Below are 11,665 nucleotides of genomic sequence, written 5' to 3'. Positions count from 1 at the left end.
ACATAAGAACGCTCTTGAGGCAGCCAAATTCAAGCCAGCATTTATAGGGTTTACCGAACCAATAATTTTGCAGTTTTCTACACCTGATAATCCCCAAATCAATCTGACGGTAATCATCATTTATTAGGTGAAAAAACCGAATTCATCAGCTTGTTATTTTTGCATATTATGGTAATCAAAGCAAGGATTTAATTTGAAGTTGATTGAGCAAAAAACTACTATTGGTACGAGGAATAAATTAATATGCTAGTTCGTCGTTACAACCCCTGGCAAGAATTGAACACTTTAGAACGTCACATCAACGGCTTATTTGGAGATACCAGAGTCCCATCTGCACGGTTTGAAAAAGGCTTTATCAGAGTTCCGGCTGCTGAACTACAAGAAACTGATGATGCGATTCATCTCAAGTTAGAACTACCAGGACTTGAAGCTAAAGACTTAGATATTCAAGTCACCGAAGACGCTGTTCACATTAGCGGTGAGCGCAAGTCTGAAGCTAAAACCGAAAACAATGGCACTACCAAGAGTGAATTCTACTATGGGAAATTCCAACGTGTAATTCCTCTATCTGCTCGGATTCAAAATACCAATGTTACCGCAGATTATAAAGACGGTATCTTGAACCTGACACTGCCCAAGTCTGAGCAAGAAAAGAATAAAGTTGTCAAGGTTAATCTAGAGCAACCTGCTTAATTAGTTCTGATGAAACTACTCTACCTTCAATGATTGATTGAGATAGTTAAAAGTCCAGTTATGAGATGACTGGGCTTTTTTGTAGCAATTGTCTGTGAGGGAAAGATGTCTACGACGGGCTACGCCTACGCTTCTCTTTTCCTCTACAGTAACAGCAATATGATTATTTTACTTGAATATGGAATGCATCTTTCAATAAGGAAATAGAACCATCAGAAATAAACCGTACACCAATTGCGAGGATGAAAAAACCAAAAACTCGATTTAAGGCTCCTATACCATTTTTTCCTAATCTCTTAATCAGTGGCTCTCCTAAGACGAGGCACAGGTAAAGGCTAATCCCGATTAAAACAATTCCCACTAAAGATTCTAGATAATCTACCCAATGATTAAAGCTAATCGATAAACTCGTTACTACCCCAATTGCTCCAGGCCCACTGACCAATGGGACTGCCATTGGTGTAAAAGAAATATCCTCTTTATCTATAGCTTCATCATTTTCTGATGGAGTTAGCCGTTGATGAGCTGTAACCATTTCCCACGCTGTATGAGCGACAAGTAATCCGCCAGCCACTCGCAACACATTTAGTGAGATTCCAAAAAATTCTAGTATCCATCTGCCAGCGACTAAAAACACAGCTAAAACTAAAACTACATTTGTGGCAGTTTGTTTTGCCTGTTGATGACGCTCAGATGATGTTTCCCTCGCTGTTAAACTGTAAAAAACCGGAATTGCACCGATTGGATTGGCGATTGGGAAAAGAGCTATGAAGGTTGCTAATGTATTTGGAATTAACGACATGATCAACTTTTGGATATCTGGGTTCCCTAGAAGCAGAGTTTAGCAGACAGTCAAGGTGCGGTTGTACCCACTTTATTACTTTTACGAAAAAACGGAAAAACTTACAAAAACTGGCGCAAAAAGGCGATGGTATGGCTCAATTTGTCCAGGGTAAAGAGGAAACTCGCAATCGGGGCAACCGTTTAAGTAGACTGGTGATAGCGAAGGGCTGATGAAAATGTCTGATAATTTACCTTTTCAAAATCCAGGCCAACTACAGCAATGGCATGAGGGTATAAAAGATGCCAACCGCAATAATATTTTTTGTCATTGTCGTACTTGCGGCTATGAGTGGATGGATTCAGTGTTTGACATTAAGTGTGTTAAATGCAACAGCAGAGATGTAGAAAGTATTTCATCTTGGCAGTTTCCAGATGATTAAATCAGAATGCTGGCTTGATTGGGGCGATCACAAAAAGCAAAGCCTATCTAAATTTAGATTCTTGTCAACCACTTGGATAGTGCTAAATCTACTAGTGATTCTAAAAAAACAGTACTTTGAAAGTCTTGTTGCAAAAATTTGTTATAAATTCCAGATTGGAATGCTAAATATTTATTGTGATAGTAATTTCCGGGTCTTTTCTCTCTTGGCATAGCATCCCATTCAGATTGCAGCTTCATCTTGCCAAAACCCTCTGGCACATGACCGACATGAGTCACAACCGAACCATCTAACCAAAGTCTTATTCTACCAATCACTTCTTTTCGCCATGATGTAGGAGTTGGTAGCCACAGAAATATAATTGGTTTACTCTTGCTCCTTTGATAGTAAATTTCAGCTACTGGTTTAGTCTTGCTCCTACCATACATAATCACATTTTTACCCTCCATTTCTTCCTTTATTCGTTCATCAAAGTCAAGAACTTTCTCTCTAAGTTTAAGAATTGCTTGCTGTTCTTCTCCAGTACAATTACCCAGCCAATCTAATAAAATCTGTGGTGGTGCTGGAATATCACTTGATTTGCTAATTTCTAATTCTTGATACGATATTGGAATTGAGTATCTATTATTACTACCAATATCTATTAACTGCAAAATAAAATCTTGATTGTTGCGGATAACTGTACACTGCAAAAGTTCAATATTAAGCTGATTATATTTGCGGTCAATTAGATTATGTCTGTGAAATGAGGGTGCGATCGCTATTAATTTTACTGACTCACTGTAATCAATTTGCTCTGGAAATGGTTTATCCTCTAACAAATTGTCATAATACCGAGTTAGTTGTTGAACAATATATCTATCTTCAGTATTTTTGAGTTCTAAAATTACTAATTGTCTTGTCTCATTAAGTGCTAAAATATCGCAGATTTCACCTTTAACAGCATACTGTCGTTTTAAAGGTATTAAGCCTGATAACTGCTGTAGGTTATCCCAAACAAAATCTTCTAATGCTGCTTCTGATGCAAATTCCCAACCAGTTCCTGTTTTACGTAGTGCTGCACCAGCTACCATATCTTCGTCACTGTAATATTAATAGAGTACTGAGTATTATGGCATAATACAAGCGTACCCAAAACTGTTTCATTCAGGCACACTTACAGAAGAATGAAATATGGAATGAAAGGCATAAGGTGTAAATCCTTCTAGTTTAAGTTGATGACTATTCATATAGTCGTTATCTAATGAGTGGGAAAACAGTTTAATAGTTTTATTAGAACCTGTAAAACCATAACTCGCTTCTGTTGCAAGCTGCGATCGCCTGGGTGTGGGGCGAGCTTATGGCTCATCAATCAGCGCCACTATTTATCTACTACACTGACAACTCCCGTAGCAGCGCCTCATTTATCTTTTGTGCCTCTTCCCCACTAGTTTCTGTCACATCAAAGCCTTCTTTAACTGCTGCCTGAACTTTGGGAGGTAGTGCTTCAAATTTCTCGTTGTTGAGTATGGAAATGCGGCAACCGACATAAGGCATAAAATCAACGAATGGCTGCATTCCCGATTTCATCAAAAGTTTTGATAACAACATAATGGGATGGTAGGGTTTATCGTTGTCTGAACTGCTGTTAATTTCGGATGCAAAATAACTACACAGCCAACTGAGGCTATCAATATCTTTTTTTAAAGCTGCAACTGTACCATCTAACACTTGCTGGTTAAGCTTAACAGACAGATTGTCAAAAATTTTGTCTAGGGCTTCTGGGTGTCGCTTGTGGCAGTAACCCACTGCATTTTCAACTAGTTTATCGATTTTAGTGGGTTGAGATTGCCCAAATCCCTTTGCACACATAGCACTGCCTCAACATTTATGCGATCGCAGACGCGATTTTAACAGAATTGGTGGGGCGATGAGCAGGAGCGAAAGCAGGATGTATTTGAAAATTTGCCCTGTTTAGATCACTTAGGCGCACGGAAACCAGCTTGTTGTGCTGTTGCTGGGTCTTTAAAACAAATATCCGGCTTGACTTGATCATAATCTAAGGTTTTGGGAAGGTGGTAAATGTTGCCTCTCTTCTTGGTAATTTTGCCTTTTACCAGTGCATCACTTGGGCAAGTTGTTTCGTTTTGTGGTTTCACTCCGAGATTTTGTGCTGCTGCTAAAACTGCTGTTTTATTCGCCGATGCTGGCTTCTTAGGGCTAGAAGTTGTATTTCCAGGAACAGGACTAGCTGCTGTACTAGGAACAGGACTAGCTGCTGTACTAAAGGCAGGACTAGCTGGAGCAACAGCAGTTGGTGTTTGAGACGTAGTACTAGTAGATTCTTCAGGTTTTTTTCCACAACTATTTAGCATCAGCACTGTAAATAACGTCACTACCATGCTCAGTGACATTCGTTTAAGTTGATTGTTCATTGCCGTTAATTCTTGCTCCTCATCCTCTAATATTTAATTCCCAATATTTTACCCGATACTGACTTCATCACTCTGCACATCACTAGCGCCACTCACCCCTCTGGCAGTCTCCACTCATGGGTGAGGCGTAGCTTGCCGCCTTCGGCATCAATTAACACCTAAAATACTGCTGTGGTCAATCACTACCAGATAGCCTTACAGAAAAACTTAGATTTAACATTTTTCTAGCTCACTCCTGACACAGTGACTTTAGTCATGGTCAGACTCATGACTTTTCCTATTCGTGCAACAACGCCATTTTTGGTTGCATTATCAGATTATTTAAACATTAACAAATCCTTAACTTTGCTAATACTTTAAAAAACTAGGCAGAAAATTATTCCCGAAATTTGAAATTTCCTAACTCTGAAAGCCTTGGAAAATGGGAATTAACAATTATTGATCATCTGGGTGATTGCTCAAACGGCTTAAAATAGTCCTGAATTTATTTTTGCTGGATCAGAAGTGATTATAAAGATTTGGTGAAGTAAGATTCAATATACTTGCGTTGCTTACGTTGTTATTGATTTAATCAAATTTGTGCTTCCTAATAATCGGCAAAATCACGTAAGACCCACTGCGAGCATTCCTCCTGTGCATATTTGTAATCAATACCTGTGAATGGATTTCGCTTCTCTCTCTTCAATGCTCTCAATGGGGTGATTCTGGGAGTCTTTAATAAATGCTGGGCCAGAGTTATTGCCAAAAGAAGTAGCCCTTGAATTCAGGATTTTTACATTTTTACAGATTGTTGAAATTATAAGCCATTTTTCCAATTTAGTTACACACAATGAAGAAAACACTTTTTGGGGTGTTGACGACGGCGATTGTTAGCAACACCCTCATTCCTGGTGTCCAAGCAATCAGTATCGGAAATACAACTGCCCGCTTTAGTCATGTTCTGATTATTTCGATTGATGGATTGCACAACTCCGATCTATCAGTTGCTAATCTGCAATCTTCTTTGAAAAATATCAAGCTTTTGCAGAGAGAAGGTGTGACATACACCAATGCTTTTACTTCTGCACCATCAGATTCCTTTCCTGGGGAGCTAAACTATATCACTGGTGCTAACCCCGGCACGACAGGTGTATTTTATGATAAATCCTACAGTCGCGCCTTGTATGCCCCAGGCACTACTGCTGCCCAAATTACCGCAGGCACCGCCAAACCAGGTACTGTCGTAGAATTTGCTGAAAACGTTGATGCATCTTGGGCTAATGGTAAGGGTGGCACCTTAGATGGCGGTCAGGGATTTGATAAAACCCAATTGCCTGTTGATAGCAATGGCAACCCTGTTTACCCCAACCAGTACCTGAAAGTAAATACCATTTTTGACGTAGCTAGCGCGGCTGGACTACGTACTGCTTGGTCTGACAAGCATCCTGCAGCTTACACCATCCTCGCTGGAAATACACAAGACCCAACGAAGTTTAATTTGGCAACGGGTCGGGTCGGCAGCATTAGCGATTACTCTTCACTAGAAATTAACGCCGCAGTGGCAATTGATCCAACTAAGCCAGGACTTCTCCCCAACACCCTTGGAGCTTTAGTTGATCAATCAACAGGTACTCCTTACTCCAACACCAACTCTAAAATCACGCCTACTTTCTTTAATGACGCGACAAAGGGTAATCCGGCTCTGTTTAAGGCTCCACCTGCTGGTTTTAGAGCTAGCCAGTTTACTAGTGTAGCAACAACCTCAACCTACGACGATCTCAAGGTTAAGCAAATATTAAACGAGATTGATGGATTAAACGATTCCGGCACTATAAAAGAAGGCACTCCGGCAATTTTTGGCTTGAATTTCCAAGCTGTAAGCGTAGGCGAGAAAGAGACTGCCTCTCAATTTAATGGTGGCGGGATTGACTCTAATGGAAATGCCCGTCCTGACCTCGTAAGTGGAGTAGCCCACACTGATGCCAGCATCGGTCTGATTTTGGATGAACTGAAAAAGAAAGGATTAGACAGTTCAACTTTGGTGATTTTGACTGCCAAGCACGGGCAAAATCCCGGACAAGATCCGACTGTTGGTTTGAGCAGTACATTTGATAGTGTTACTGGTGTTGCTGGTGGCGATGGAAACCTGACTGCTGTTGCCGCTCTCTTAGTAAAAAACGGCATCCAGATTGCTTCTGAGCGAGGTCAGGATACTTCATCACTGATTTTCTTGAAAAATCCATCTGATGTCCGAAAAGCAGTAGCCCTGCTGAATGCCAAAAATTACTCATTTGATAATACGATTGATCCAAAAACCGGGGTGGCGTTTTCAACTGAGGATGCTGCTGCTCAGGGTCCGGTATTGTATGGTCAGAGCATCATCAATGCCGGATTGGGAGATCCAAGGACAAGCGATCGCACCCCTGACATTATTGTTCCACTCAAAACTGGCTATTTTCTTGGTAATGCTACCAAGAAGCGTGCAGAGCATGGTGGATTTACTGATGCTGACCCCCATGTAGCCCTGATTGCAGGTAGCACTGGATTTTCCCGCAATCTGCAAGGTAAAACTATCAGTAAAACTGTTTCTACCACCCAAATTGCTCCAACTACATTACAGGTTCTAGGTTTAAACCCTCAACGACTGCAAGGTGTTCAGATTGATAGAACCCAGACATTACCACTTAACTGTAGGGACTTGCAAATAAAAAAATAACGAATAGATAAAGAGCGCAGGGAGTACGAGGATTGGAGGAGGCACGAGGCAGGATAGGGCAGCTCTCTTCGAGCGTTGGGCAGTTTTCCTACTGCCTCCAGCCTTCTGCCCCCTGCCCTTCTTTGTAATTCCCGCACTTAGAACTAATCGGTGTCACGCAAAGATAACAAAACTTGTATCTCCTCAATACTTCGGGATAAGCAATTATTCTGGTTGCCAATTAGCCTTTGTTTTGGTCAATCTCCTAAAACCAGAATCACAAAAGTACCAGGGATAATACTTGGTCGAGATCGCACCTGCCCTGAGACGGGGGTAGACTTTGCTTGAAATTTGGCTGTGTCCAAATATAACTTATGGGTCTTCAAATCTAACGCCATTGTCCGCGCTCCTGGCTGGGTTATGACGTTATTCACAATACTAAATTTATCGGCAGAGTCTTCATGTACCACTGTCAGTGAACCTTCACCGTTTGAACTGAAAGCTAATCTAGTCACTGGGTCATAAGCAATCGCATCCGTCCTTTTGCCAATTGGTAGTGTAGCTTTAATACTTCCTGTATTTGCATCCACTACACTCATCAGTTGGTTTGTGCAACCGATGAACAAGCGTTGATGCTGTCTATCTATTGCGATACCAGTTGGTTCTGAGCAAAGTTTGAGCGCCCAATGTCCCTTTACTTGGAGATTACTAGCATTGATTGCGACGACTTCGTTTTTGTCCTCTAAGTTCACGAAAATCTGCCCTAAGTCATCGGCGGCAGCAAATTCTGGTTTGCCACCTAAAGCGATTGTCCCCAGGACTTTACTAGTTTTGGCATCAAAAACAGTTGCCGAGTTGCTGTTGCCGTTAAAAGTGAAGACTTTCTTGGACATAGGCTCATAGACAATTGCATCTGGGTTAGAACCAGTTTTAACTTCTCCTATAACTTGTAGTGTCTTTAAATCGAAAACAGTAGCTGTTGCCGCCTTACCATTACTAATAAAGCCACGACTTAATTCTGGGGCAATGGCGACCCCATGTACTCCCGCAGTATGAGGAATTTCACCCACAACCAACCCCGTGTCAACATTTAATACTGTTACCCTTGTGGAGCGCGTAATATATAGGCGACGGGCTGCACTATCTAATGTCAGGTAATCCCATCGTCCTTCTCCACCTAAAGGTATTTTTTTAATTATGTGGTAGTTGTGATTTGGTAATGTGCCACTAATTGCTACATTTTGAAAGCAAAAGCTCAAACCAGAGATGAACACAGAGGTAATAGCTGTGCCAATCCTACGAGAAATTATGGTGTTCAAAAATATATTCCTTTCCTTTTACAATTATTTTCGGATATTACTAGACTTCCATTGTATTAGGAGCAGTACCTCCAAGTTAGGTGCTAAAAATTCGGGGTAGAAATCACAGATTTCAGAGTGCGTAGGCATAGCCCGTGTAGTTTTTAATTATCTGAGGGCATTGCTCTTGGGTTTTCCTCTCTACGAGATGCTGAATGCGAACGCTTGAATTAAGGGCGATAAGCAAGAGCGGCATGGCTGGCGACCACTCAATAAAATCCTTACACGATAAGACTTTTAAGCTTAACCCGGTTTTCTGTGACAATGATTCTCATACCCCAACTAGCCGATTTTTTTTATCGCGCTGACTGTAAACCCTGTGATCCACAGCCTACAACGTTTTGACACATGATTTGCATAACTCTTTGACCAAGATTAGCGATCGCGCCAAGGCAAACGCCCAATCGCTAGTAAATTGCACAGGTGCGCCCCGCCCCGGTCTAAACTATGGCTAGCGACGCCGAATAGGCTGCCAACTCTTCTCTACGAGAGGCTGCGCCAAGGAGACGCTCTGCGCGTTCGGCATCGCTCTTTTCAGTTTCTTAGAGGAAACCCTTAAGACCTAAAATACTGGTGTAGTTAATCACTACCAGATTGTCTTGGAGAAAAACTTAGATTTAATATGAATGAAAGTTTAGCAGCCACACTAGGCGAATTACAAGCCCAAATTTATTGGTTACATGATGCTGAGGAGTTTGCAGAATTGGCATCAGCAGCAGCTACCATATATATGAAACTTGCTTACACTCACTCATCCTGAATATCAAGGACTAGCCTTCATGCTTTTCGCATTTCTGCACAGTCACTTTAGGGAAGTCTACGGAGTACACCAGATGACAGATGTAAGACTTCTTTGAATTTTAACTACACCAAAGGAAGCTGATGGTCTATTGAGTAGTACCAATAGCAGATTTCAGTTGAAGTTTAATATTTGTACCTTTTTTAAGGGCAACTTCTCCACCAGGGCTAGACAAAACGAAAGCAGTCGCAGCCGCACCACCTGCTAGCCCACCATGCTTGAACTTGGCTTGATTACCAAGAAAATGACCTGCAATTGTACCACCTAAAACAATCCCTGTATTTTGAATGAACTTACCTTTGGTTTTTGTTTCTAATTTGGTGTTTACTAAAGTTGCATCAATGGGATAAGATGAGCCATTTTTAAGAGAAATATCATCAAAAACTAAATGTAAACTTGCTTTTTTTCCTTTGGCAGCTTTGACTACATCTTCCAGGTGTCCCTGTATTTGACCATCTTGAAGAACTTTATTGCCTCCGATTGAGGAATTCTTCATTTCTAAAACAAAGCGGTCATTATTTTGGCTTTTAACCGTAGAGATATCTTGTTGAAGAACAGTATCAAAACTTGTTCCAGTAGGCACGGAGATTTGTTGATTGTTTGGCTGACTAGATGTCCGTTCAGCGATCGCAGTTTTGTTGTTACTAGAAGTGCTGTCAGTCTGGCTATTAGTTTTATTACAAGCCACTGTGCCACTTAATAAAATAGCACTCAATAAGAATGGGAACAGATTTTTCATGGCTGCGCTGTTGATCAAATCAATAAATAATAAGAATACAATCTTTTAAGAAAGATAAAAACTAAATTTTGCTGAAACTTAACGTCCAACGGTGGAAGGGACAATTGAGCTTCGTCTGTTTGATCTAAAAAGTAATCCACTACAGGGTAATGGACAAAATGGCGGGTCATTCTTCTTCACAGGTCAGCTTGTCACCGCTAGATAGTTCGATTTCATTAATCCAATAGGGCGATCACATTTTATTTAACTCAATAACGTAATGCGATCGCCTTCTTTACAGGTCTAACAACAATACCCTTGATACGGCTATTGCTTTGATTCGTATCAAGTGCTTAGTAATACTGATTATGACCCCGAATCCATACCCGATGGTGATTTCTGATTATCCAATGCCCACGTATCCAGCGATGACGCTGCATTTGCCTTGCAAGTAATGTTGGGGCTTGTGGTTTTTGAACATCAGGGTTCCCAATTACTGATAGTGCTGATGCCTGTTTTGGCATTGAGGCAACCAACAGTGGTAAAGCTACAATTGCTGCAATAATCCTGTTCATTAATCTTTTTCCTGAACTCAATTGTGTGTAATCAAGTCAGTTAACTTTTTGACTTAATTACTCTGAACCTCAATAGATTAATTTATTAATTAACGGTTATTTTTTTTTTAAAGATTTTATTTATACTTGTGTCAATTTTGTGTAGTAAATATGTCAAAGCTGCTAGCCTTACCCGGCGGGTTTAGGCTATTTTCGAGCATTTGGTGTATTTACCTTACCCTGCATGGGTTTGAGGCTTGTTTCTCCCTCAAAAATGTTTAAGTCCCGTTATTAGCGATCGCTGCGTGATAGACTGTCCACTGGATAGACTGGACACGTCCACTGGAGAGTTACTTATATGACTGTAGAAACAGAAGAGAACAGCCACCGCCAGTTGTTGACCCAACGCTGTAGAAGAACAAGAGCAGCCAACTCACAGCCCTGGGTCATCGCAACTCTTGGAGACGCTACGCGAACGCCACAACTGGTTAGTGCGGAATTCCCCACCCTCTACCATCTTCGATAGTGACCCCATCTGTAGCCCCCTCTTCCAAATCCGAAGTTGATGCCAAAAGTAGGATAGGGCGACCCGTAGATGGCATAGGGGTTGTAGATGTAAACAGGAGGAGGCGCTACGGTGTAATAACCATCTTCATTACAAACCTGAGTAGTCTGTTGCACAATTGTTTTAGATACAACATTCTCTTGCCCAGCATAAGGTAGATTCAAATAACCATCCTGAAAACCACGAGCAAATTCACCTCCCCCAGTCCGAGGTTTATAAGCTTCTCTATTCCGAGCGCTTTGTTCTCCTTCTCGATAACCATTTGCATAAGCATGGGAGTGGTCAGCCGCCGATTCTTTGACCACCCTATTGTCAGTAACAGGATGACAATAAACAACCCTATCAGCTTTAGCGGCTTGGGGAAAAAGTAAAGATGTTGACCCAGCGATTAAACTGAATATTGCAGCAACAACTATTTTCTTCACAACCTTTAACCTCATTTATGCTTAATGCTCTAAGCCCTTTTACTTTAATTATAAAACCTGAATTATCAGGTGACATAAGCCAAAAATTATAAATCCCCTGTTAACACCCCTGTCTTTAGGCTAGGGGATTCTAGCATAAAGTCTTAGGGTGCGATTCGTTGATTAGTGAATCACGGTAATCAGCCCGTACATAACTAATCCAGCCCGTCAGCAGATTACTGACACTAAGGCTGAACTCTCGG

12 protein-coding genes are annotated in these 11,665 nt (G+C 41.2%); 4 read left to right on the top strand and 8 right to left on the bottom strand.

The window, feature by feature from the left end; translation table 11 throughout:
* Positions 1 to 243: 243 nt before the first annotated feature.
* Complete coding sequence (locus V7K15_RS24265) at positions 244 to 693, top strand: Hsp20/alpha crystallin family protein (RefSeq protein ID WP_334909615.1); 450 nt, start codon at positions 244 to 246, stop codon at positions 691 to 693.
* A gap of 163 nt (positions 694 to 856) precedes the next feature.
* On the opposite strand, the gene V7K15_RS24260 is transcribed toward V7K15_RS24265, so the two are convergent.
* From V7K15_RS24260 to V7K15_RS24245, 4 genes are all read right to left on the bottom strand, one after another.
* Entirely contained in the window at positions 857 to 1,495 is a 639-nt protein-coding gene (locus V7K15_RS24260; RefSeq protein ID WP_334909613.1) for a MarC family protein, read from the bottom strand.
* Positions 1,496 to 1,969: 474 nt separating this feature from the next.
* The gene (locus V7K15_RS24255; protein ID WP_334909611.1) at positions 1,970 to 2,989 is read right to left on the bottom strand and encodes an endonuclease NucS domain-containing protein; all 1,020 of its coding nucleotides are present in this window, start codon (positions 2,987 to 2,989) and stop codon (positions 1,970 to 1,972) included.
* Positions 2,990 to 3,287: 298 nt separating this feature from the next.
* Positions 3,288 to 3,767 carry a hypothetical protein gene (locus V7K15_RS24250; RefSeq protein ID WP_334909609.1) on the bottom strand — a complete coding sequence of 160 codons (480 nt, stop codon included), beginning with the start codon at positions 3,765 to 3,767 and terminating at the stop codon, positions 3,288 to 3,290.
* Positions 3,768 to 3,874: 107 nt separating this feature from the next.
* On the bottom strand, positions 3,875 to 4,330 hold the full coding sequence (locus tag V7K15_RS24245) for a sunset domain-containing protein (protein WP_334909607.1): 456 nt from the start codon (positions 4,328 to 4,330) through the stop codon (positions 3,875 to 3,877).
* An 829-nt stretch (positions 4,331 to 5,159) separates the two neighbouring features.
* Between V7K15_RS24245 and V7K15_RS24240 the strand changes: the two genes are divergently transcribed.
* Positions 5,160 to 7,025, top strand: a complete 1,866-nt coding sequence (locus V7K15_RS24240; protein ID WP_334909605.1) for an alkaline phosphatase family protein — start codon at positions 5,160 to 5,162, stop codon at positions 7,023 to 7,025.
* Between the two features lie 236 nt (positions 7,026 to 7,261).
* Here the strand turns inward: V7K15_RS24240 and V7K15_RS24235 are convergent, their stop codons facing one another.
* Complete coding sequence (locus tag V7K15_RS24235; RefSeq protein ID WP_334909603.1) at positions 7,262 to 8,323, bottom strand: YncE family protein; 1,062 nt, start codon at positions 8,321 to 8,323, stop codon at positions 7,262 to 7,264.
* A gap of 661 nt (positions 8,324 to 8,984) precedes the next feature.
* On the opposite strand from V7K15_RS24235, the gene V7K15_RS24230 reads away from it, so the two are divergent.
* A complete protein-coding gene (locus V7K15_RS24230) occupies positions 8,985 to 9,122 on the top strand; it encodes a hypothetical protein (RefSeq protein WP_334909601.1) in 138 nt (45 codons plus the stop codon).
* Between the two features lie 127 nt (positions 9,123 to 9,249).
* Here V7K15_RS24230 and V7K15_RS24225 read toward each other — a convergent pair whose 3' ends face one another.
* Together V7K15_RS24225 and V7K15_RS24220 are read right to left on the bottom strand one after the other, a co-directional pair.
* Positions 9,250 to 9,900, bottom strand: a complete 651-nt coding sequence (locus tag V7K15_RS24225; RefSeq protein WP_334909599.1) for a hypothetical protein — start codon at positions 9,898 to 9,900, stop codon at positions 9,250 to 9,252.
* Between the two features lie 332 nt (positions 9,901 to 10,232).
* Positions 10,233 to 10,454: a hypothetical protein gene (locus V7K15_RS24220; RefSeq protein ID WP_334909597.1), complete on the bottom strand. Its 222-nt coding sequence runs from the start codon at positions 10,452 to 10,454 to the stop codon at positions 10,233 to 10,235.
* A 337-nt stretch (positions 10,455 to 10,791) separates the two neighbouring features.
* On the opposite strand from V7K15_RS24220, the gene V7K15_RS24215 reads away from it, so the two are divergent.
* A complete protein-coding gene (locus V7K15_RS24215) occupies positions 10,792 to 10,959 on the top strand; it encodes a hypothetical protein (protein ID WP_334909595.1) in 168 nt (55 codons plus the stop codon).
* On the opposite strand, the gene V7K15_RS24210 is transcribed toward V7K15_RS24215, so the two are convergent.
* The gene (locus V7K15_RS24210) at positions 10,944 to 11,423 is read right to left on the bottom strand and encodes a hypothetical protein (RefSeq protein WP_334909593.1); all 480 of its coding nucleotides are present in this window, start codon (positions 11,421 to 11,423) and stop codon (positions 10,944 to 10,946) included. The two genes, V7K15_RS24215 and V7K15_RS24210, sit on opposite strands and share 16 nt — an antisense overlap.
* Positions 11,424 to 11,665: the final 242 nt, after the last annotated feature.

The sequence above is a fragment of the Nostoc sp. genome, assembly GCF_036919815.1.
Classification (GTDB): domain Bacteria; phylum Cyanobacteriota; class Cyanobacteriia; order Cyanobacteriales; family Nostocaceae; genus Nostoc.
Note: the sequence above shows the minus strand (reverse complement) of the source record. Positions and strands in the feature narration are given on the sequence as shown.

Bases quoted from the DNA above. Each gene is read 5' to 3' on its own strand.
- V7K15_RS24240 (WP_334909605.1), top strand. From the start codon at position 5,160: ATGAAGAAAACACTTTTTGGGGTGTTGACGACGGCGATTGTTAGCAAC.
- V7K15_RS24225 (WP_334909599.1), bottom strand. From the start codon at position 9,900: ATGAAAAATCTGTTCCCATTCTTATTGAGTGCTATTTTATTAAGTGGC.
- V7K15_RS24245 (WP_334909607.1), bottom strand. From the start codon at position 4,330: ATGAACAATCAACTTAAACGAATGTCACTGAGCATGGTAGTGACGTTA.
- V7K15_RS24255 (WP_334909611.1), bottom strand. From the start codon at position 2,989: ATGGTAGCTGGTGCAGCACTACGTAAAACAGGAACTGGTTGGGAATTT.
- V7K15_RS24265 (WP_334909615.1), top strand. From the start codon at position 244: ATGCTAGTTCGTCGTTACAACCCCTGGCAAGAATTGAACACTTTAGAA.
- V7K15_RS24220 (WP_334909597.1), bottom strand. From the start codon at position 10,454: ATGAACAGGATTATTGCAGCAATTGTAGCTTTACCACTGTTGGTTGCC.
- V7K15_RS24260 (WP_334909613.1), bottom strand. From the start codon at position 1,495: ATGTCGTTAATTCCAAATACATTAGCAACCTTCATAGCTCTTTTCCCA.
- V7K15_RS24215 (WP_334909595.1), top strand. From the start codon at position 10,792: ATGACTGTAGAAACAGAAGAGAACAGCCACCGCCAGTTGTTGACCCAA.
- V7K15_RS24250 (WP_334909609.1), bottom strand. From the start codon at position 3,767: ATGTGTGCAAAGGGATTTGGGCAATCTCAACCCACTAAAATCGATAAA.
- V7K15_RS24230 (WP_334909601.1), top strand. From the start codon at position 8,985: ATGAATGAAAGTTTAGCAGCCACACTAGGCGAATTACAAGCCCAAATT.